The sequence below is a fragment of the Enterobacter sp. E14S genome, from assembly GCF_055666685.1.
Window position 1 is genome coordinate 403,623 of sequence record NZ_JBVODQ010000001.1, and the last position, 24,037, is coordinate 427,659.

5 protein-coding genes and 1 pseudogene are annotated in these 24,037 nt (G+C 60.8%); 3 read left to right on the plus strand and 3 right to left on the minus strand.

Annotated elements, in window-relative coordinates; genetic code table 11:
• Positions 1-82: 82 nt before the first annotated feature.
• A pseudogene (gap, locus tag ACZ6J2_RS01990) lies at positions 83-1,084 on the minus strand (type I glyceraldehyde-3-phosphate dehydrogenase).
• A gap of 189 nt (positions 1,085-1,273) precedes the next feature.
• Between gap and cybB the strand changes: the two are divergent.
• Positions 1,274-1,804: a cytochrome b561 gene (gene cybB, locus ACZ6J2_RS01995; protein WP_023311642.1), complete on the plus strand. Its 531-nt coding sequence runs from the start codon at positions 1,274-1,276 to the stop codon at positions 1,802-1,804.
• A gap of 44 nt (positions 1,805-1,848) precedes the next feature.
• Here cybB and ACZ6J2_RS02000 read toward each other — a convergent pair whose 3' ends face one another.
• Both ACZ6J2_RS02000 and ACZ6J2_RS02005 read right to left on the minus strand, forming a co-directional pair.
• On the minus strand, positions 1,849-2,916 hold the full coding sequence (locus ACZ6J2_RS02000; protein ID WP_471724635.1) for an oxidoreductase: 1,068 nt from the start codon (positions 2,914-2,916) through the stop codon (positions 1,849-1,851).
• Between the two features lie 13 nt (positions 2,917-2,929).
• Entirely contained in the window at positions 2,930-3,673 is a 744-nt protein-coding gene (locus tag ACZ6J2_RS02005) for a DeoR/GlpR family DNA-binding transcription regulator (protein ID WP_033145477.1), read from the minus strand.
• 739 nt (positions 3,674-4,412) lie between these two features.
• Between ACZ6J2_RS02005 and ACZ6J2_RS02010 the strand changes: the two genes are divergently transcribed.
• Together ACZ6J2_RS02010 and ACZ6J2_RS02015 are read left to right on the plus strand one after the other, a co-directional pair.
• Positions 4,413-5,750 carry a TolC family outer membrane protein gene (locus ACZ6J2_RS02010; protein ID WP_193139224.1) on the plus strand — a complete coding sequence of 446 codons (1,338 nt, stop codon included), beginning with the start codon at positions 4,413-4,415 and terminating at the stop codon, positions 5,748-5,750.
• A gap of 130 nt (positions 5,751-5,880) precedes the next feature.
• Positions 5,881-23,877, plus strand: a complete 17,997-nt coding sequence (locus ACZ6J2_RS02015) for an Ig-like domain-containing protein (RefSeq protein ID WP_471725051.1) — start codon at positions 5,881-5,883, stop codon at positions 23,875-23,877.
• Positions 23,878-24,037: the final 160 nt, after the last annotated feature.

The following is a 24,037-nucleotide window of genomic DNA, read 5'->3' on the forward strand; positions in this document are numbered from 1 at the left end:
TATGTTCCCCTCACCCTAACCCTCTCCCACAGGGAGAGGGGATGCTTCACTGCTCATATTAGCCCTGAATAAAGGCATAGAATCACAGCGCCGCAAACTTATCCAGCGTCCGCACCAGCTGCGTCACGAAACCGTACTCGTTGTCATACCAGGCTACCGCTTTCACCAGCTGCAGCTCTCCCGCTTCTGACACCTCCGTCTGCGTGGCGTCGAACACCGAACCGTAATGCGAGCCAATCACATCGGACGACACAATCTCTTCGTCGGTATACCCGAAGGATTTATTGCCCTGCGTCGCCTTTTTCAGCGCGGCGTTGATCTCCTCAACGGTCACTTTCTTGCCCAGAATCGCCACCAACTCGGTGACCGAACCCGTTTTTACCGGCACGCGCTGCGCGTGGCCCTTCAGCTTGCCGCTGAGCGCAGGGATCACCAGACCGATGGCCTTTGCCGCACCGGTAGTGTGGGGAATGATATTCTCTGCCGCCGCCCGTGAGGCGCGAAGGTCTTTTCCGCGCGGGCCATCCACCAGCGCCTGCGTACCGGTATAGGCATGAATGGTGGTCATGGTGCCCACTTTTATTTCAAACGCATCGTTCAGGGCTTTCGCCAGCGGAGCGAGGCAGTTGGTGGTGCAGGATGCGACGGAAATAATGGTGTCACTGGCGTCAATGGTGTCGTCATTCACGCTGTAGACGATGGTTTTCATCTCACCCGCAGGGGCTGAGATCAGCACTTTCTTCGCGCCGGCGTCCAGGTGCGCCCGTGATTTCTCTTCAGAGGTATAAAAGCCGGTGCACTCCACGACGATATCCACGCCTGCGGATTTCCACGGAATGTGCTTCGCCTCTTTTTCGGCCTACACCGCAATGGTTTTACCGTCGACAATCAGCGCATCCTCGGTGAAATCGACGCTCCACGGGAAGCCACCGTAGTTAGAGTCATGCCTGAGCAGGTAGGCCAGCACTTTCGGTGAGGTGAGGTCGTTGATGGCGACGACGGTATTGCTGTCCTGGGTTTCAAGAAGGCGACGCAGTACAAGGCGCCCAATGCGTCCAAAGCCGTTAATGCCAATTTTACTCATGGTGTTCTCCTGTAGACGTGTCGATGCGACAGTTTGAACTCATCCAGGCTTAGACCATCACGGGCAGGGCGGCAATTGAAGATGCTTCATGCGGGAGGAAGTATTTGAAAAACCATACAGAAAAGTTAATGAATTTTTAAGGAAAGGAGATTATGTTGGCGCGATAACTGTTTTTAATCGGGAAATCACATGCGCACTAAATATACAAGCCTGCAAATCGGCATCCACTGGCTGGTGTTTCTGTTAATCATCGTCGCCTACTGCGCCATGGAGTTCAAAGGTTTCTTCCCGCGCACCGCGCGTCCAGCGATCAATATGATCCACGTCTCGTGCGGTATCAGTATCCTGGTGCTGATGGTGACGCGTCTGCTGGTTCGCCTGAAATTCCGCGCGCCGCCGATTCAGCCAAAGCCAAAAGCGATGGTGACGGGGATGTCCCATCTGGGGCACCTGGTGGTGTATCTGCTGTTTATTGCGCTGCCGCTGATTGGCATTGTGATGATGTACAACCGGGGCAGCGACTGGTTTGCTTTTGGCCTGGCGATGCCGCATGCGGCGGAGTCCAATTTCGACCTGGTTGATATGTTGAAAGAGTGGCACGAGACGCTGGCGAACCTGGGCTACTTTGTGATTGGCCTGCACGCGGCGGCGGCGCTGATGCATCACTATTTCTGGAAAGATAATACTCTTCTGCGCATGATGCCGAAAAAGCGTTCGTAGTCTTTAACGCTTGCCGGGTGGCGCAGCGCCACCCGGCTTGTTTTTTAACCCAGCAGCGCACGCTCTTCGGCAGTTAACGCCAGCGCCTGCGTTGACCCCGTCTCCGACGACTTCACCGCCGCTTCCAGCACGGCCATGACCGCCAGTGCCTCAACAGGGTGGACAGGATTGGTGATTTTCCCGAGCAGCGCATCACGTACGTTGACGTAATACTGGCGCTGATCGCCTTTCGGGGTAGGGATCGTCTGCGGTGCGCCGTCGGCCCCAAAGAACACCATGCTGTCGCCGTCTTCGCCCCAGGTTTCACTGCCGGGGATCACTCCTGCGAGCAGCTGCGCTTCCTGCTGATCGATTCTGGCTTTCACCACGCTGCCCTTGTCCCCGTGGACGGTAAAGCGCGCCGTACCGCCAGCAACCAGCATGCTGGCGTGCAGAATGGCCTTATGCTCCGGGTAGTTTAAGACCACGTGCGCCCAGTCGTTAATTTCTGCGCCGTCGCGCAGCGTCGCGATATTCCCCTGAACCGACTCCGGCAGGCCAAAGAGCTGTAGCGTCTGGTCAATCAGGTGAGGGCCCAGATCAAACCACAGGCCGCTCCCGGGGACGTTCTGCTCGCGCCAGCGCACGCGCACTTCCGGGCGGAAGCGGTCGATGTGCGATTCCAGGTGTTTAACCTTGCCGAGCGTGCCTTGTTCAATAATCTGCTTAATGCCGAGGAAATCGCTGTCCCAGCGGCGGTTGTGGAAGACGGAGAGCAGCAGCTGCTTTTCATCCGCCAGCGCAATCAGGTCGCGGGCTTCCTGCATGTCGAGGGTAAAAGGCTTATCGACGACCACGTGTTTACCCGAGTTCAGGGCCAGCGTCGCCAGCGGGGCGTGCGTGGCGTTGGGGGAGGCAATCACCACCAGATCGATATCAGGATGCTGAATGGCCTCTTCCGGTGTCGCTACTACCTGTACATCCGGCAGATCGCGTTTAACCTTCTCTTCATCACGAGAAGAGACCACGGCCAGCTTAATCCCGTCCACCGACTGGATCAGCGGGGCATGGAAGGTTTTACCGACAAATCCATACCCGATCAGCGCAATGTTGATTGTTTGAACTTTACTCATGACCTTCTCCACGTTAATTCGCGCACACCGTAACCTGAAGTGCGCTATGGTCCCCAAGCTCAGGCCAGGGACGATCTAAAAAGAGTTGTTGAATGCTGGATAACCCGGACACCAGATACGGCTCGCAGCGGTTAATTTTCAGGTGGTCGGCGACAATCCAGTGCGCATGGCTTGCGTCGAGCATCGCGCGTTTCACCTCGGCATCCGCTTCTTTACCGGCGCTCAAACCGAGTTCGGCATGAATGGCGCATGCCCCAAGAATGGCGATATCTGCCCGATAACGGGACAGCAAAGACAGCGTGGCGCTGCCGGCAAACAGTCGCTGTTTGTGGTCCCATTTCCCGCCGAGCAGGATCAGCTCAATGTCTTCCCGGTCGCTAAAATGCTGGGCGATATCCAGCGAGGGAGTAATAACGGTGAGCGGCCCCTGAAGAAAGGTGGCGACGGCCATCACCGTGCTTCCGGCATCCAGAAACAGGGTGGAGCCCGGTGGAACCTGCTGTGCGACCTGTTTACCCAGGCGCTGTTTGGTCTCCGGCAGCAGCGTGTTGCGGCCCTGACGGTTCATGGCGGAGAGGTTGAGCGCGATGGCACCGCCGTGGTTCTTCTGCGCAAGGCCCTGGTTTTCCAGGTCGGTCAGATCCCGACGGATGGTATCTGCCGAAACCTGCAGCTTTTCAGCCAGGTCGGTGATGCTTGCCTGGCCTTGCTCGCTGAGGATATCCAGGACGTAGCGTTGACGAGCGGTTTTGTGCATGGGAGTACATTCCTGCAAAATGTCGCAATAGTTTGCATAATACAGCATTTTGACGCAGAGAGAAGGGGAATGTCCTCAGGACGATGTGCGGCGGCGTGATGATTCACATAGGTGATTATTAAAATTTTATTAAGCAGGTATAAGTAAGCCGTTTTGAATGTTAATTACGATGTTATTGTTATGTTTTATTTAACAATTTGGGTTATGTAACCAGTGCATCGCCTTTGGGTGGTGTTAAATGCTGTTTAATAGGAATTATTCAGGGTTTAATTGCTTTAATTAGTTTTTTAAAAGTTTTTAATTTTAAATATATCCCTTTGGCTACGTAAACTGACACTTCTTTGAAAATCTTTGTGTCTGACTCGCGCTGAAATTAACGCAAAAATGTGCACGGAGGGAATTAAGAATTTTCCTTAGATAACAGAGGGTTTATATGTTTCATCTGAAAGGATACTTTTAGAGTTTTGTCCAGAAACCCCATATTTTTTCTTGCTTGTAACACCGCATTAACATTGTGGCTGTAGTGGGCTATAACACATTTTGTTATGCTGCTAACCAGTTTAAGAAATAAGTAAATTCTTAATTGAAATAAGACGCAGGCAGATCTCATCTCCGATGGAAATGGGTATGGGGAGTATTACCTGAAATTCAGCAAGGTAGCTAAATAAGATATTTGTCTAATTATCTGTACCTCTTTTTGGGTATTTGCTTGAGTATCACTCAGAGTCAGGGAGATAACATGACGATATTACGAAAGCCTATGTTACGCCGATTTACAGCAGCACTGGCATTCATTTCATTAGCCATAAATACGGCTTTCGCCAATAGTAATCAGGTGGGTATTGCCCCGGTGGCAACCACAACCTTAAAAGAAAGTATTCTTTTTGCGATCGATCGCGATCCGTCAATTAGCCAGCAGGCCGCGCAATTAGGTATTGGCCAGGCACAAATAGATGAAGCGCGCAGCGGCTGGATGCCGCAAATATCATTGAACGGAAGTACGGGGCACAGCCAGACCACCGATTCCAGCGGGTCGCTGAAGAATTCAGCCGCCTGGGGGCTGAGCCTGACGCAGTTGCTGTACGATTTTGGCAAGACCAATAACAGCATTAGCCAGTCCTCCGCCCAGCGCGATAGCTACCGCTATCAGCTGATGGGCACGCTTTCTGACGTGGCTGAAAAAACGGCGCTGAGCTATGTGGAGGTCAAACGCTATTCCGATCTGCTGCAGGCGGCAAAAGATAACGTTCAGGCGCTCAAAAACGTCGAGCAGCTGGCAAAGCTGCGCGCAGACGCGGGGGTGAGTTCCACCTCCGATGAGCTTCAGACCCGCACGCGCATTGCCGGCATGCAGGCGACGGTCGCGCAGTATCACGCCGCCTTAAACAGCGCGCGCGCCAGGCTTGCGGTATTAACCGGAATGCAGGCAGAGGCCTATTCGCCGGTGCCCGCGAATCTTGCCGTGGAGCCGGACTCGCTCAACCGCATCGATTATTCCCTGATACCGGCGGTGATGGCCGCGCAGAACATGGAACGCTCGGCTCAGTATGGCGTGGAAACGGCGAAGTCCCAGCACTGGCCTACGTTAAGCCTGAAGGGGGGGCGCACCCGTTATGAATCGGACAACCGTTCCTACTGGGACGACCAGATACAGCTCAATATCGACGCGCCGCTGTATCAGGGGGGCGCGGTTTCCGCGCGCGTTCGGCAGGCGGAAGGCGCACGGGCCATGGCCTCCTCTCAGGTCGATCAGGCGCGTTTCGATGTCCTGCAAAAGGCCTCCGTCGCGCAGGCTGACTGGACCGGCGCACGGGGACGAATGGAGGCGGGGAAGCAGCAGCTGGAAAATGCTCTGCGGGCCCGCGATGTTTATAAAAATGAATACACCCTGAGCAAGCGGAGCATTAACGATCTGCTCAGCGTTGAGCAGGATGTCTGGCAGGCCACCTCAGCGAAAATAATCGCCGAGTATGACGGCTGGAGTTCGGCAATTAATTATGCTTCCGCGGTTGATAATTTAATGCCGCTTATTGGAATAGAGAAAAACGCTGCCGCAAAATTACCCGACTTGAGTTAATAAAAGACGCGCAGTGTTGCGCAAAGTAAGACTGAAAATAATGGGTGTTTTTTCCCAGGGATAGCTACATCCGTCTGGTGGACATATCCACAGGAATCCGTACACCTGCAAGGAGAAGAATATGAGTAACATGAAAGTTGTTGATGTCATCATTCGCAAAACGGCGGAGAAAACCAAATTAACCGGCGAAGGAAATCTGTCGGTCTCTATTTCATCGCCGAGCGTGATTGAAATCCAGGGCTCTGCTCAGGATGTGGCGCGTTATGTCCGCCAGGGTAAAGATCTCCTCATTTATATGAAAGATGGCAGCGTTATTCGCTGCAATAACTATTTTGTCGAAGATCCAGAAACGCATAATCAGTCAGAGCTGGTGTTCAACGACCGTCAGGAACTGACGCATATTTCTTTTGCCGATGCCGGGGAAGCGTCAGGCGCTGCGGTGACCGAGTTAACCGCGCAGGCTACACCGATTAGCAGCATTCAACCTTTCCTCGAGCAGGAAAGTGTTTTAAGCGACGCGCCGTGGGGCTGGATTGCGGGAGCTGCGTTAGGCGGCGGTGCCATCGGGGCACTGCTGGCAAACGGCGGTGACGGAGAAACGAAAACAAAAGTCATTGATAATACAAAAGAAGTTGAAAGCGCCACGCCGACCTTCTTGCTGTCGGATAAAGCGGGTGACAAGCAGGGCGTGCTGAGCGCAAACGAGATCACGGACGACAGCAACCCAACCTTTAGCGGCACCGGTCAGCCGGGCGCGACCATCCAGATCAAAGACAGCAGCGGCAGCACCATTGCCAGCGCCATGGTCGGTAAAGACGGCACCTGGACGGTAATATTACCGACCCAGACGGACGGGGAACACACCTGGTCCGTCGTGCAGATCGACGGCAGTAAAACCACCTCTGCGGGCAGTATCACCGTGACGGTCTCTACCGCCGATGCCGCCATTACGCTGGCCACCACGGCGGGCGATAACGTGCTGAACGCCAGCGAACAATCCGCGGGCTTTACGCTTTCCGGTGCCAGCAAAAACCTGGCGCAGGGTACCGCACTCACCGTGACGCTGAACGGCAAAACCTACGCGGCTGAAGTCGGGGCAGACGGCGCGTGGAGTGTTAACGTGCCTGCAGCGGACGCGCAGGCGCTGGGCGACGGTACCTGGACGGTTAACGTGAGCGGTAAAGACGCGGCGGGTAACACCGTCAGCGGAAGCCAGACGATTGGGGTGGATACCACCGCGCCAACCCTCTCTGTCGATACCCTCGCGCAGGACAACATCATTAATGCGGCTGAGCACAACCAGCCGCTGACCCTGACCGGTAAAACGAATGCGGAAGCCGGTCAGATCGTCACGGTCACGCTGAACGGTAAAAACTATAACGCCACGGTGGGCAGCGACGGCACCTGGTCCGTCACGCTTGATGTGAACGACGTGCAGGCGCTGAGTGAGGGTCATCACACCCTGACGGTTAACGTGAGCGACAAAGCGGGCAACGGCTCGTCCGTGACGGCAGATTTCACGGTGGATACCGCCGCACCGGTCATCACCATCCATACCGTGGCGGGCGACGATATCCTCAATATCAGCGAGCAGGGCCAGGCGCACATTATTTCCGGCCTGGCGAGCGGTGCCGCCGCGGGCGATGTGGTCACCGTGACCCTTGGCGGGCAGACCTTCACCGGCGTGGTGCTGGCGGACGGCAGCTGGAGCGTCGGCGTTCCCGCGTCCGTGCTGGGCGCGCTGGGTGAAGGCAACCACACGCTTTCGGTTTCTGTCACTGACGCGGCAGGCAACACCGGCAGCGCCACGCACGGCATTACGCTGAGCGGACACCCGCCGGAATTTACGATTGACGCCATCAGCAAGGATAACGTCCTGAATGCCCAGGAGGCGATGCAGCCGCTGAGCCTGACCGGCACCAGCAACCTGCCGGACAGCTCCACCGTCACCGTGACGCTGAACAACGTCAGCTATCAGGCCACCGTAGAAAACGGTATCTGGGCGGTCCAGGTGCCGGTTTCCGACGTCCTGAATCTGGCGAACACGCTTTATACCGTCAGCGTCAGCGGGACCGACAGCGTGGGTAACAGCGGTTCTGCCGAGGCTAATCTACTGGTGGATACCGTTCTTCCGCAGGTCATTATCAATACGTTTGCGGGCGACAATCTGGTCAATAACGCCGAAGCGGGCGCCGATCAAACCCTCAGCGGTCGCGTCACCGGCGCGGCGGCGGGCGATACCGTCTCCATCACCGCAGGCGGCAAGAGCTACACCGCAACGGTTGGCAGCGATCTGACCTGGAGCGTGAAAATCCCGTCAGCGGATCTTCAGGCGTTCGGCGACGGGGATTTAACCTTCACCGCGTCCGTCACTAACGCGCACGGCAATACCGGCACCGGCGAGCGGGATATCAATATCAACGCGGAGCTGCCGGGCCTGCGCGTGAACACCATTTCCGGCGATGACGTGATCAACGCCATCGAACAGCAGCAGGATCTGAGCGTCACCGGCTCCAGCACCCATCTGGCCGCGGGCACGCAGATTGTCGTCACCATCAACAACGTAGAGTACGTTACCGCGGTTAACGCCAGCGGCAGCTGGCAGATTGGCGTTCCGGCGGCGGACCTGCAGGCCTGGACGGCGGGCGGCATGACGGTTAGCGTCAGCGCGGTAGATGCCTGGGGCAATCCCGTTGCGGCTGAACATCCGATTGAACTCGATCTGAACGCCGTGGCGGTCACCATTGATACCGTCTCCGGCGACGACCTTCTGAATGCGGCAGAAAAAGGCGGTGATTTAACCCTTTCCGGCCAGACGCAGGGCGTGGAAGCGGGGCAGACCGTGGTGGTGAAATTCGCTGACCAGACCTTCACCGCGCAGGTGCAGCAGGACGGCTCCTGGAGCCTGACCGTACCGGCCAGCGCGATGGAAACCCTGATCGACGGACGCGCGCAGGTGAGCGTCAGCGTCACTAACGTCAGCGGCAACAGCGCCGACGCCGCGCGCGTGGTCACGGTGGATACGCAGCCTCCGGCGATTACGCTCGATAACCTGACCGCCGACAACATCATCAATGCCGCTGAAGTGCAGCAGGATTTACTGTTAAGCGGCAGCAGCAGTGCGGAACCGGGCCAGACGGTCACCGTGACGCTGAACGGCAAAATGTATCAGACCACGGTCCAGGCGGACGGTACCTGGCAGCTGAGCGTGCCTGCGGCTGACGTGGGTGCCCTGGCGGACGGCATTGTGACCGTGACGGCCACCGTGAGCGACGTGGCGGGCAACGCCAGCAGCGCCGATCGCGTGGGTCTGGTGGACGCCACCGTACCGCAGGTGACCATTAACGACTTTGTCACCGACACCAACACCGTTAACCAGCTAGCCCATTCACAGGCGCAGATCCTGAGCGGCTCCGTCACCGGTGCGGCAGCGGGCGACCTGGTCACCATCACCGTTAACAGCGTTGATTACACCACCGTGGTGGATGCGGCGGGGAACTGGAGCCTTGGCCTGCCGGCGTCCGTCGTGCAGGGGCTGACTGACGGCACCTGGACCATCGACGTCTCCGTGACCGACAGGTCCGGTAATACCGGAAGCAGTTCGCTGGATGTGGTGGTGAATACCGTGACGCCTGTCATCGGTATCAACACGCTGGCGGCGGACGACGTGATCAACGCGACCGAGAAGGGCGAAGATCTGCTTCTCTCCGGCACCAGCAACCAGCCGGAAGGCACGACCATTACGGTGACCCTGAACGGCATTCAGTACACCGCCAGCACCGACGCCAGCGGAAACTGGAGCGTGACCGTACCGGCCTCGGCCGTCAGCGTGCTGGGAGAAGCCCATTACACCGTGACGGCGAGCGTCACGGATAGCGCAGGCAACAGCGCCTCAACCTCGCACGATGTGCTGGTGGACAGCTCGCTGCCGGTAGTAACGATCGACACCCTGGCGGGCGACAATATCGTTAACGCAGCGGAAGTGGCGGCAGGGCAAACCCTGACCGGTAAGGTGACGAACGCGGCGGCAGGTGACACTGTCACTATTATCCTTGGCGGCCAGATGTACACCGCTACCGTGCAGGACGATCTGACCTGGAGCCTGCCGTTAAGCGAGAGCCAGTTAACCGCGCTCGGCAACGGCGACCTCACCGTCTCCGCCAGCGTGACCAACGCGCACGGCAATACCGGATCTTCTTCTCACGACTTCACCATCGACGCCCGGCTCCCGGGACTGCGTATTGATACCGTGGCGGGTGACGACGTGATTAACGTGATTGAACACGCTCAGAACCTGATTGTGTCCGGTACCAGCACCGATCTGGCGGCGGGCAGCACCGTGACCGTGACCATCAACGGCAAAACCTATTCGGCAACGGTACTGGCGGACGGCACCTGGCAGGCGGCGGTACCGGCGGCCGATGTGTCCCAGTGGGCTGACGGTTCGCTCACCATCAGCGCCAGCGCAAAAGATGCCTCCGGCAACCCGGTGACCATCGGCACCGTCGTGGACGTCGATCTCGCGCCTGTCGCCATCACCATCAGCAGCGTGACCGACGATAACGTGCTCAACGCGGCGGAAAAAGGCCAGGACCTGGTGCTTTCCGGCACCACCTCCAACGTGGAAGCGGGTCAGACCGTAACCATCACCTTCGCGGGTAAAACCTATACCACCACGGTGGATGCCAACGGCGACTGGACCTGGACCGTTCCGTCTGCCGATCTGAGCGGCCTGAAAGACGGCGACGCCAGCGTGCAGGTCAACGTTACCAACGTGAACGGCAACGCGGCGTCTTCGGCGCAGGAATTCAGCGTCGATACCACCGCGCCGACGGTGACCATCAACACCATCAGCAGTGACAATATGCTGAACGCGGCGGAGGCGGCGCAGGATCTGACCCTGAGCGGCACCTCTACTGCCGAAGCGGGCCAGACGGTCACCGTGACCTTCAACGGTAATCAGTACACTGCGCAGGTGCAGGCGGACGGCAGCTGGACGCTCGACGTTCCGGCGGCGGACATGGCAGGCATCACCGACGGCAGCGCGGCGGTAACGGCGACCGTGTCCGATAAGGCAGGCAACCCGGCCAGCGCGGGCTCCTCGGTGCTGGTCGACACCACCGTACCGCAGATTTCATTCAATATCGTTGCGGGCGACGACGTCATCAATATTGCCGAGCACGGCCAGGCGCTGATCGTCTCCGGCAAGGTGACGGGCGCGCAGGCGGGCGACGTGATTACCGTGACCCTGAACGGGAAAGACTACACCGCCATGCTGGATGCGTCCGGCAGCTGGAGCGTGGGCGTTCCGGCGACGGACGTGGGCGCGCTGGCAAACGGCGGCCAGACGATCTCAGCGACCCTCACCGATAAAGCCGGTAACAGCACCACCTCGACGCACGAGTTTGACGTCTCCCTGACCGCGCCGGTGGTGGCCATCAATACCCTGGCGGTTGACGACGTGATCAACGCGACCGAGAAAGGCCAGGATCTGCTGGTATCCGGCACCAGCAACCAGCCGGAAGGAACCACCATTACGGTGACCCTGAACGGAGTCGGCTATACGGCCACCACCGACGCCAGCGGCAGCTGGAGCATCACCGTTCCGGCGGCAAACGTTTCTGCGCTGGGCGAAGCAAGCTACGTCGTGACGGCGAGCGTAACCGACGCCGCAGGCAATAGTGCGAGCACCGGCCACAGCGTGCTGGTCGACAGCGCGCTGCCGCAGGTCACCATCAACCCTGTCGCCACGGACGATGTCATTAACGCAGCGGAAGTGGCTGCCGGGCAGACCCTGAGCGGCAAAGTGAGCGGCGCGGCGAGCGGTGACACTGTCACTATTTCAGCTGGCGGCAATACGTATACCGCGACGGTTCAGGACGATCTGAGCTGGTCGGTCAACGTGCCGTCCACGGTCTTAACCGCCATCGGTAACGGCGATCTGACGGTATCAGTCAGCGTCACCAACGGCCACGGCAACACCGGCTCCGGCGAGCGCGACATTACCATTGATGCCAACCTGCCGGGCCTGCGCGTCGATACCGTGGCGGGCGACGATGTGATCAACAGCATTGAGCATGCGCAGAACCTGATTATCACCGGCTCCAGCGAAGGCCTGGCAACGGGCGCGGCGTTAACGGTGACCGTCAACGGTAAAACCTACGCCGCAACCGTGCTGGCGGACGGCACCTGGACGGCGGCCATTCCGGCGGCAGACGTCAGCGCGCTGAATGCGGGCACGGTCACCGTGACCGTGGACGGCCAGAGCGCGGCGGGCAATCCGGTTTCCATCAGCCATGACGTGAAGGTGGATCTGGCCACCGTTGCCATCAGCATCAACGCCGTCGCCACCGACGACGTGATCAACGCGGCGGAGAAAGGCGCGGACCTGGTGCTGTCCGGCTCGACCACCAACGTGGAAGAAAACCAGACCGTCACCATCACCTTCGGCGGCAAGTCGTACACCGCGACGGTGGATGCCAGCGGCAACTGGACGGCGACCGTACCGTCTGCTGATTTGGGCAGCCTGAAAGACGGCGATGCCAGCGTGCAGGTGAGCGTGACCAACGTCAACGGCAACAGCGCGTCGGCAGGCCGCGAGTACAGCGTGGACGCGACCGCGCCGACGGTGTCTATCGAGATCGTCAGCGACAACAACATCATCAATGCTGCCGAGGCGCAGCAGGATCTGGTTGTTAACGGCGTGACCAACGCCGAAGCGGGCCAGACCGTCACCGTGACGCTGAACGGCGTGGACTACACCACCGCCGTGCAGGCAAACGGCAGCTGGAGCGTGACCGTGCCGTCCGCGGACCTGAGCGGTATTGCCGACGGCAACTACACCATCAGCGCCGCCGTGTCTGATAAGGCGGGCAACCCGGCCTCTGCGGATCGCGACGTGCTGGTCGATACCACCGTTCCGCAGCTGACCATCCACACCGTTTCCGACGACGACGTGATCAACAGCGCCGAGCATGCGCAGGCACTGATTGTCACGGGTTCCGTGACCGGTGCGGCGGCCGGTGATGTGGTCACCGTCACGCTCAACGGCAAATCGTACACCGCCACCCTGGATGCCTCAGGCAACTGGAGCGTGGGCGTGCCTGCGGCAGACGTAACCGCCCTGGCCGCAGGGGATTACACCATCACCGCGGCGCTGACCGATAAAGCGGGCAACAGCAACAGCGCCACGCACGGCGTGGAGGTGAACCTGACCGCGCCGGTGCTGACCATTGACACCGTTTCCGGTGACGATGCGATCAACAACGCCGAGAAAACCCAGGATCTGACGATCTCCGGTACGGCTTCCGGCCTGGCAGCAGGCGCGGTGGTGACCGTGATGCTGAACGGCAAAGCGTACAGCGCGCAGGTGGACAATAACGGAAAATGGACGACTACCGTTCCGGCGAACGAGGTCGGTCAGCTGGGCGAGGCGCTTTATACCGTCACCGCCTCAGCAACGGACAGCGTCGGCAACAATACCAGCACGTCGCACACCGTGAACGTGGAATCCGTTCTGCCGGGCGTGATTGTCAACACCATTGCGGGTGACGACGTCATTAACGCGGCGGAGCTGGCAGCCGGGCAGACCATCAGCGGTAAGGTGGTGAATGCCGAAGCGGGCAACACCGTGACCGTGACGATTGGCGGTAACAGCTACACCGCAACGGTGCAGAGCGATCTCACCTGGTCCGTGAACGTGCCGTCCGACGTGCTGACCGCGCTGGGTAACGGCGATTTGACGGTGTCAGCCAGCGTCACGAACGGGGTGGGCAATAGCGGAACGGGCGAGCGCGAAATCGTGATAGACGCTAACCTGCCGGGCCTGCGCGTGGATACCGTGGCGGGTGACGATGTGATCAACAGCATCGAACGTACTCAAAACCTGATTATCACCGGCACCAGCGACGGGCTGGCGGCGGGCGCGGCGCTGACCGTGACCGTAAACGGCAAAACCTATCCGGCGACCGTGCTGGCGGACGGCACCTGGAGCGCAGCGATCCCGGCTGCGGACGTGGGTGCACTGGCCGCAGGCACGGTTACCGTGACCGTTGCGGGCCAGAGCAGCGCCGGTAACCCGGTTTCCATCAGCCACGATGTGACGGTGGATCTGGCGAGCGTTGCCATCAGCATTGACGCCATCGCCACCGATGACGTGATTAACGCGGCCGAGAAGGGCGCGGACCTGGTGCTCTCCGGCACCACCTCGAACGTGGAAGCAAACCAGACCGTTACCATTACCTTTGGCGGCAAGAACTACACCGCCACGGTGGACGCCGACGGAAAATGGACAGCAACCGTGCCGTCTGCGGATCTGGCGGGTCTGAAAGACGGCGACGCCAGCGTGCAGGTGAGCGTGACCAACGTGAACGGCAACAGCGCCTCGGCGGGCCGCGAGTACAGCGTGGATGCGACCGCGCCGTCCGTGACTATTAATACCCTGGCGACCGACGATATTCTGAATGCCGCTGAAGCGAAGAGCGATCTGACCGTATCCGGCACCACCACCGCCGAAGCGGGCCAGACGGTCACCGTATCGCTGAACGGCAAAGACTACACCACAACCGTCAGTGCGGACGGCAGCTGGACGCTGAACGTCCCGGCGGCGGATCTGGCTGGATTCACCGACGGCAGCGTGACCGTCACCGCATCGGTCAGCGATAAAGCGGGTAACCCGGCGTCCGTGGATCACAACCTGGCGGTAGATATCACCGCGCCTGCGGTGACCATCAATACCGTGGCGGGCGACGATGTTATTAACCTCGCAGAACACGGCCAGGCGCAAATCATCAGCGGCACCGCCACCGGCGCGGCAGCGGGCGATAAGGTCACCGTCACCATCGGCGGCCAGACCTACACCACCGTGCTGGACGCGGCGGGGAACTGGAGCGTGGGCGTACCGGCCAGCGTGATTTCCGGCCTCAGCGACGGCACCGTAACCGTCACGGCGTCAGTCACCGACGCGGCGGGCAACACCGGCACCGGCACGCATAACGTGACCGTCGATACCGGTCTGCCATCGGTGGCCTTCAACGCCATCAGCGATGACAACGTACTGAACGCCGTTGAAAAAGGTCAGGATCTGAGCGTCAGCGGCACCAGCGCCAACCTCGCGGAAGGCACCGTGGTGACCGTGACCCTGAACGGTAAAAACTACGCGGCCACCACGGCGGCAGACGGCACCTGGAGCCTGACGGTTCCGGCAGCGGATCTGGCCGGTCTCGGCCAGGCCAATTACACCCTGAACGCGACCGCCACCAACGGCGTGGGCAACAGCGTGAGCAACACAGCGAACCTGCTGGTGGACACCGCGCTGCCGACCGTCACCATCAATACCGTGGCGGGCGATAACGTCATCAACGCGGCGGAAGTGGCGGCAGGCCAGACCCTGAGCGGCACCGTGGCGAACGCCGAAGCGGGCAATACCGTCACCGTCACCCTTGGCGGCAACAGCTACACCGCAACGGTGCAGAACGATCTCACCTGGTCCGTGAACGTGCCGTCTGACGTGCTGACCGCGCTGGGCAACGGCAGCCTGAGCGTAACGGCGACCGTCACCAACGGCCACGGCAACACCGGCACCGGCGAGCGCGAAATCGCTATCGACGCTAACCTGCCGGGCCTGCGCGTCGACACCGTCGCGGGTGATGACGTGGTCAACACCATCGAACACGCGCAGAACCTGATCGTCACCGGCTCCAGCGACGGGCTGGCGGCAGGCACGGCGCTGACCGTCACCGTCAACGGTAAAACCTATGCGGCAACCGTGCTGGCGGACGGCACCTGGAGCGCGGCGATCCCGTCCACCGACGTGAGCGCGTGGCCGGAAGGCACCGTCAAAATCAGCGTGACCGGCGACAGCTCTGCGGGCAACCCGATTACCGTCAGCCACGACGTGACGGTTGATCTGGCGACCGTTGCCATCAGCATCAACGCCATCGCCACCGACGACGTGATTAACGCGGCGGAGAAGGGCGCGGATCTGGTGCTGTCCGGTGCGACCACCAACGTGGAAGCCGGGCAGACCGTGACCATCAGCCTGAACGGCAAAATCTACACAACTACCGTGGACGACAGCGGTAACTGGACCTACACCGTGCCGTCTGCGGATCTGGCACACCTTAAGGATGGCGACGCCAGCGTGCAGGTGAGCGTCACCAACGTCAACGGCAACAGCGCCTCGGCGGGCCGCGAGTACAGCGTCGATGCGACCGCGCCGTCCGTGACCATTCATGCCCTTGCGGCTGACGATATTCTGAACGCCGCAGAAGCGCAGTCCGATCTGACCGTGTCCGGCACTACCACCGCCGAAGCGGGCCAGACCGTGATCGTGACGCTGAACGGCAAAGACTACACCACAACCGCAGGCGCGGACGGCAGCTGGACGCTGAACGTTCCGGCGGCGGATCTGGCATCGCTCGGCGACGGCAGCGTCACCGTGACGGCGAGCGTCAGCGACAAGGCGGGCAACCCGGCGTCGGCGGATCGCAATCTGACGGTCGACGTGACCGTTCCTGCGGTAACCATCAACACCGTGGCGGGCGATGACGTCATTAACCTCGCAGAACACAGCCAGGCGCACATCATCAGCGGCACCGCCACCGGCGCGGCAGCGGGCGATAAGGTCACCGTCACGATCGGCGGCCAGACCTACACCACCGTGCTGGACGCGGCGGGTAACTGGAGCGTGGGCGTCCCGGCCAGCGTCATTTCCGGCCTCAGCGACGGCACCGTGACCGTGACTGCGTCAGTCACCGACGCGGCGGGCAACACCGGCACCGGCAGCCATAACGTGATCGTCGATACCGGCCTGCCATCCGTGGCGTTCAACGCTATCAGCGGCGACAACGTGCTGAACGCGGTGGAGAAAGGTCAGGACCTGAGCGTCAGCGGCACCAGCGCCAACCTCGCGGAAGGCACCGTGGTGACCGTGACCCTGAACGGTAAAAACTACGCGGCCACCACGGCGGTAGACGGCACCTGGAGCCTGACGGTTCCGGCAGCGGATCTGGCCGGTCTCGGCCAGGCCAATTACACCCTGAACGCGACCGCCACCAACGGCGTGGGCAACAGCGTGAGCAACACGGCGAACCTGCTGGTCGACACCGCGCTGCCGACCGTCACCATCAATACCGTGGCGGGCGATAACGTCATCAACGCAGCGGAAGTGGCCGCGGGCCAGACCATCAGCGGTAAGGTAGCGAACGCGGAAGCGGGCAATACGGTAACCGTGACCATCGGCGGCAACAGCTACACCGCAACGGTTCAGAGCGATCTCACCTGGTCCGTGAACGTGCCGGAATCCGTCCTGACGGCGCTGGGCAACGGTGATTTGACCGTGTCAGCATCCGTCACCAACGGCCACGGCAACACCGGCGCGGGCGAGCGCGAAATCGTTATAGACGCCAGCCTGCCGGGTCTGCGCATTGATACCGTGGCTGGCGACGATGTGATCAACAGCATCGAGCACGGGCAGAACCTGATCGTTACCGGCTCCAGCGACGGGCTGGCGGCAGGCACCACGCTCACCGTGACCGTCAACGGCAAAACCTATGCGGCCTCCGTGCTGGCAGACGGCACCTGGAGCGCGGCGATCCCGGCGGCGGACGTCGGAGCCCTGGCAGCAGGCACGGTCACCGTGACCGCTGCAGGCCAGAGCGCGGCGGGCAACCCGGTGACCATCAGCCACGATGTGACCGTCGATCTGTCAGCAGTGGCTATCAGCATCGATGCGATTGCCACCGACGACGTGATTAACGCGGCGGAGAAGGGCGCGGATCTGGTGCTGTCCGGCAGCACCTCGAACGTGGAGGAAAACCAGACCGTTACCATCACCTTCGGCGGCAAGACGTACACCGCGAAGGTCGATGCCGACGGTAACTGGACGGCCACCGTGCCGTCTGCGGATCTCGCGGGCCTTAAAGACGGCGACGCCAGCGTGCAGGTGAACGTCACCAACGCGCACGGCAACAGCGCCTCGGCGGGCCGCGAGTACAGCGTGGACGCCACCGCGCCAACCGTGAGCATCGATACGGTCGCAGGCGATAACGTGATTAACGCCAGCGAAGCGGCTGCGGGCGTGGCCATTTCCGGCACCACCACGGCGGAAGTCGGTCAGACTGTCACCGTGACGCTGGGCGGTAAGAGCTATACCGCGCAGGTGCAGCAGGGCGGCCTCTGGAACGTGAACGTGCCGGGCGCCGACCTGTCCGCACTGGCGGATAACGGCTACTCCGTGCAGGTCAGCGTGAGCGACGCCGCGGGTAACCCGGGCAGCGCGGGCAAAGCGATTACGCTTGATACCACGCCGCCGACCGTCAGCTTTAACGTCGTCGCGGGCGATGACGTCATCAACAGCGTGGAGCACGGGCAGGCGCAGATTGTCAGCGGCAGCGCAACCGGCGCGAGCGTCGGCGATAAGGTGGTCATCACCATCGGTTCGAACCAGTACACCACCACCGTTGACGCCAGCGGTAACTGGAGCGTGGGCGTTCCGGCCAGCGTGATTTCCGCGCTGAACGACGGCACCGTGACCCTCAGCGCGACGATTACCGACAGCGCGGGCAACAGCAGCACCCAAACCCACGATGTGGTGGTGAACACCGCCTCCGTGGCGCTGACGGTGAACTCCGTTAGCGGTGACGACGTCATCAACGCGGCGGAAGCCGGTTCGTCCCTGGTGATTAACGGCTCCAGCGCCCAGCTCGCCAGCGGGACGCAGGTCACCGTGACGCTGAATGGCAAGAGCTATACGGCCACCATCCAGAGCGACGGCAGCTGGACGACCACCGTTCCGGCCGCCGACGTGGGCGCGCTGGCCGATGGCGCGAGCTATCAGGTGTCCGTGTCGGCGCAGGACAGCGCGGGCAACAGCGCGTCGGCGACGCACGGCATCAGCGTGGATACCACCGCGCCGGTCGTGAGCATTGCGACGCTGTCGGGTGACGACATGCTGAACGCGCTTGAAGCGCAGCAGCCGCTGACCGTGCACGGATCTTCCAGCGCGGAGGCGGGCCAGACCGTCACCGTGACGCTGGGCGGCAAAACCTACACTGCCACCGTCGCGAACGACGGGACGTGGACGCTGGATGTTCCGGCAGCCGATCTGGCCGCGCTGAGCCAGGGCGCGCTGACGGTGACCGCCTCGGTCAACGATAAAGCGGGTAATAACGGCCAGACCACGCACACCTTAACGGTCGATACCGTCGCGCCAACCGTGACCATCAGCACCGTGGCCGATGACGATATCGTCAACAACGCGGAGCAGCTGGCGGGCCAGACCATCAGCGGCACCACCACGGCGGAACAGGGCCAGACGGTGACCGTTTCCTTCAACGGGCACAGCTATCAGGCGACCGTCGGGGCGGACGGATCCTGGTCGGTCTTCGTGCCGGGCCGTGATTTCCTCGGCCTGAGCGACGGGGATTACACCATCACCGCTTCGGTAAGCGACAGGGCGGGCAACCCGGGCAGCGCAACGCACGACGTGACGCTGAACGGCGATGTCCCAACCATCACCATTAACACCTTTGCGCAGGACGATATCGTCAACGCCGCCGAGCACGGCACGCCGCTGGTTGTCAGCGGCACCACCGACGCCCCGGCGGGCCAGACGGTGACCATCACGCTGAACGGTAAAACCTACACGGCGACCGTCCAGAATGACGGCAGCTGGAGCTATACGGTGGGCAGCGCAGACGTGGCCGCGCTGGCGGACGGCGGTTCGTACGTCATTAACGCGCAGGTCAGCAACACCATCGGCAACAGCGGCAGCGATAACCACACCGTGACCGTGGATCTCACCGCGCCATCGATGGGAATTACGATTGATTCGCTGCAAAACGACACCGGCCTGAGCGCGACGGATTTCATCACCAACGATAGCCAGGTCGTGGTCAACGGCTCGCTGACCGCGCAGCTCGGCAATAACGAGAAGGCGCAGATCAGCCTTGACGGCGGCACCACCTGGATTGACCTGACCGTGACCGGCACCACCTGGCGCTACACCGATGGCCGCACCCTGACGGACGGTACGTATCAGTACCAGGTGCGCGTTATCGATAACGCGGGCAACGTGGGGGCGACGGACAGCCAGGACGTGGTGATCGATCAGACGAAGCCTGCGGCGGCGGCGATTACGGTGGATTCCATCACCCAGGACACGGGCCTGTCCGGCAGCGACTTTATCACCAGCGACAGCCAGATCAGCCTGAAAGGGACGCTCGGCGCGGCGCTGGGCAGCGGCGACCACGCGCAGATCAGCCTCGACGGCGGCGTCACCTGGATCGACGTCAGCGTCAGCGGCCTGAGCTGGACCTATGTCGATGGCCGCACGCTGGCCGACGGGGATTACAACTACCAGCTGCGCGTGATTGACGACGCGGGCAATATCAGCGCCACCGCCAGCCAGGTGGTGACTATTGATACGGTTGCGCCGGACGCGAGCAAAACCATCGCCATCGACAGCATCAGCGACGATACCGGCCTGAGCAGCAGCGACTTTATCACCAACGATACGTCCCTGACGCTGCACGGCTCGCTCGGCGCGACGCTGGCCGACGGCGAATATGCCCAGATCAGCATCGACGGCGGCGTCACCTGGCAGAACGTGATTGTCACCGGCAACAGCTGGTACTACGTCGATAGCCGCACGCTGGGTAACCAGACCTATGACTACTACGTTCGCGTGGTGGATGCGGCGGGCAACGTGGGGGCCAGCGCCCATCAGCAGGTGACCGTCGATACGGTCGCCCCGGATGCGGCGATTACGGTGACCGTGGATAACATCACCGTGGATACCGGCTTCGACAATAACGACTTCCTGACCAGTTCGACCTCGTACACGCTGCACGGAACGCTCGGCGCAGAGCTTGGCGCGGGTGAATTCGTGCAGGTGAGCATGGACGGCGGCAGCACCTGGGTGTACGCCACCGTCAGCGGTACGCAGTGGAGCTACAGCGACACCCGTACCCTGACCGACGGTAGCCATAACTATCAGGTGCGGGTCGTTGACCAGGCGGGGAACGTCGGGGCAACCACCTCGCAGGCGGTGACGGTGGATACGCAGGCGCCGCAGTACGGCGTCACCATCGACAGCATCAGCGAAGATACCGGCCAGTCCGGGAGTGATTTCATCACCATGGACACCACGCTGACCATCAACGGCTCGCTGGGCAGCGCGCTGGCAAACGACGAGCGCGTACAGATAAGCCTGGACGGCGGAAATACCTGGCTCGATACCACGGTCACCAACCAGCGCTGGAGCTACACCGATACCCGCGATCTGCCTGACGGAGACTACACCTACCAGGTGCGGATTATCGACCAGGCGGGCAACGTCGGCTCAACCGCCTCTCAGGTGGTGACGGTGGACACCACGCCGCCAACCACCGTAGGCACGGTAGTGAGCTATACCGACGGCGAAGGCGAGCGTCAGGGCACCTTTGGCAGTGCGGTAGCGACGGACGATAACTCCCCGCTGATTAACGGTACGCTTAACCGTGCCCCGGACGACGGTGAAATTGTGCAGCTCTATCGTGACGGGGTCCTGCTCGGCCAGGTGACCATGAACGGCAGCGCAAGCTGGTCCTTCCAGGACAACGGCCTCAGCGACGGCAACCACACCTACATTGTGCGCGTTACCGACAGGGCCGGTAACTACACGGAATCGGACGGCTTTGTGCTGAACGTCGATACCAGCATCCCGACCACCACGGCGGCGATCACCGCGCAGACCACGTCGGACACCACGCCGATTGTCAGCGGGACCGTTTCCGCTGACCTGGTGAACGGTGAATACCTGGTGGTAACGGTGAACGGAAAGATCTACACCTCCCAGACCGGCGGCGCGGTGGTGGTCGATCCGGACCACAACACCTGGTATCTGCAGATCCCGGACGGCGATGCGCTGAGCGTGTCGAGCTACAGCGTGACGGCGCAGGTGAAGAGCAGCGCGGGTAACGGTAATACCACCGGTACGGCGACCGGCAGCCTGGTGATTGATACCACCTCGGTGAATACCGACTGGGCAACCACGGCGGGGAACAGCAACAACTCCACCATGACCCTCGGCATGAACAGCAGCGGTCTGTGGAATATCATTGCTAACGGCCAGTCATACTCCAGCAGCGATAGCTCGACCTATGCCGGAAATACGCTGACCAACACCCGCGGCTACTACGTGGTGAGCCAGACCGCCGCCGACTTTGACCGTAACGGCACGCAGGATATCTTCGCGACGGAAAATACCTACGCCGGGTCAACGCAGGTGATGTGGACCTACGATGGCAGCACCTATAACGCCAGCCAGCTGGCGATGGGCACCACCATCTGGTACGGCGGCGTGATTGCCTACGATAAAACCGGCGATGGCTATCTGGATCTGGCGTACGGCGATGCCGGCATGGACTCACTGACCTACCTGGTGAACAACAACGGCGTTCTGTCGCCGGACGGCACCGGTGGCGAAGGCGGTTTCTACGGCCAGTTCGATTCCGGGCGTGAAATCTCCGGCGTCGACCTGAACAACGACGGCACGGTGGATATCGTTCAGCACACCAACCGCAGCGGCGCGTACTCGTTAACCGTGATCAACAACAACGGTAACGGCACGCTCTCTATCGGTCAGAACCTGACCAACGTGTTTGTGGCCAACGCCTCGAATACCACCACGGCGGCGTCCATGACGTGGGCGGACTTCAACGGCGATGGCTACATGGATCTGTACCTGGGCAGCAGCTACAACAACAACGGCGGGGTGATCTACTACAACGACGGTACCGGTAAGCTCTCTGCCACCAAGAGCGCGGTGGAAGCCTCTAACGCCACGGCGGGGTATCTGTCGGTGGCGGTGGACTGGAACGGCGACGGGCAGATGGACATCATCAAGCTCAGCACTTACGGCGGCTCGCAGACGGCAACGCTGTTCACCAATAACGGTTACGGTTCCACCTGGACCTCCAGCCAGCTGGCTTCCGGTATTGCCTACGCGACCGGCGTGGCGGCGGTGGACTACAACTGGGACGGCGCGCAGGATCTGCTGGTCTCTCAGCAGAACGGCAAGGTGGTGCTGGTGCAAAACAGCAAAACCATTGCTGACGGCACCGCGATGCACCTGCACATTGTCGACAGCGAGGGCATCAACGCCTACTACGGCAACACGGTCAATCTGTACAACGCCGCGGGCGTGCTGGTGGCCTCGCAGATCATCAACGCCCAGTCCGGTATCGGGTCGAACGATACTTCTGCGCTGGTGAGCTTCTACGGGCTGGATCCGAATGAAACCTATTCGGCCGAAATCCTGAAGATCACCAACGGCGTGTCGGATAACGTCACCTGGAGCGGTCTTGAAGCGGGCAACGGCAAAGAGGGCTACGTCCTGACGGCCGAAGCCGCCACCGGCGGCCACAGCGGGACCATAACCGGGACCGGGTATAACGACACCTTTATCGCAGAGAACGGCACCTATACCTACAACGGCTCCGGCGGCTGGAATACCCATTCCGACTACGACACCTGGAGCAACACCGGCGGGATGGACGTGGTGGATTACCGCAATGCGACCTCCGGTGTGACCGTGGATTTGCGCCTTTCTACCGCGCAGGACACCGGGTTTGGTACGTCACGACTGCTCAACATTGAGGGAATTAACGGCTCGAACTTCGACGACGTCATTACCGGCAACAGCGGTGATAACCAGTTCGAAGGCCGCGGCGGGAACGACACCTTCAACATCGGCAGCGGCGGTCACGATACGTTGCTCTACAAGCTGATCAACGCCTCGGATGCAACGGGCGGTAACGGCCACGACGTGGTGAACGGCTTTACGGTCGGCACCTGGGAAGGGACCGCGGACACGGATCGCATTGACCTGCGCGATCTGCTCTCCGGCAGCGGCTATACCGGCACGGGCTCGGCGAGCTACGTGAACGGCGTGGCCACGCTGGACAGCAGCGCGGGCAACATCAGCGATTACATCCGCGTGGTGCAGAACGGCAGCAATACCGAGATCCAGGTTGACCTGGACGGTACGGGCGGTCAGTTCTCGCCAACCACGCTGGTGACCCTGAACGGCGTGCAGACGGATCTGGCAACGCTGCTGGCAAACCATCAGCTGTTAATTGCGTAAACCAACGCCGCGGGGAGCGATCCCCGCGGCCTTTTGCGTTTCTTTACATGAATAGCGATAACCCTATATTTCACATGATTATTTTGCGGGCTCGTTTAGAGAGTGTTCGATTTTTAATCATTCCGTAAAGGTATCATTTCAGTGCGAAATTACCGCTCTG

Coding starts and splice junctions, on each gene's coding strand:
- cybB (WP_023311642.1), top strand. CDS start 1,274: ATGCGCACTAAATATACAAGCCTGCAAATCGGCATCCACTGGCTGGTG.
- ACZ6J2_RS02000 (WP_471724635.1), bottom strand. CDS start 2,916: ATGAGTAAAGTTCAAACAATCAACATTGCGCTGATCGGGTATGGATTT.
- ACZ6J2_RS02005 (WP_033145477.1), bottom strand. CDS start 3,673: ATGCACAAAACCGCTCGTCAACGCTACGTCCTGGATATCCTCAGCGAG.
- ACZ6J2_RS02010 (WP_193139224.1), top strand. CDS start 4,413: ATGACGATATTACGAAAGCCTATGTTACGCCGATTTACAGCAGCACTG.
- ACZ6J2_RS02015 (WP_471725051.1), top strand. CDS start 5,881: ATGAAAGTTGTTGATGTCATCATTCGCAAAACGGCGGAGAAAACCAAA.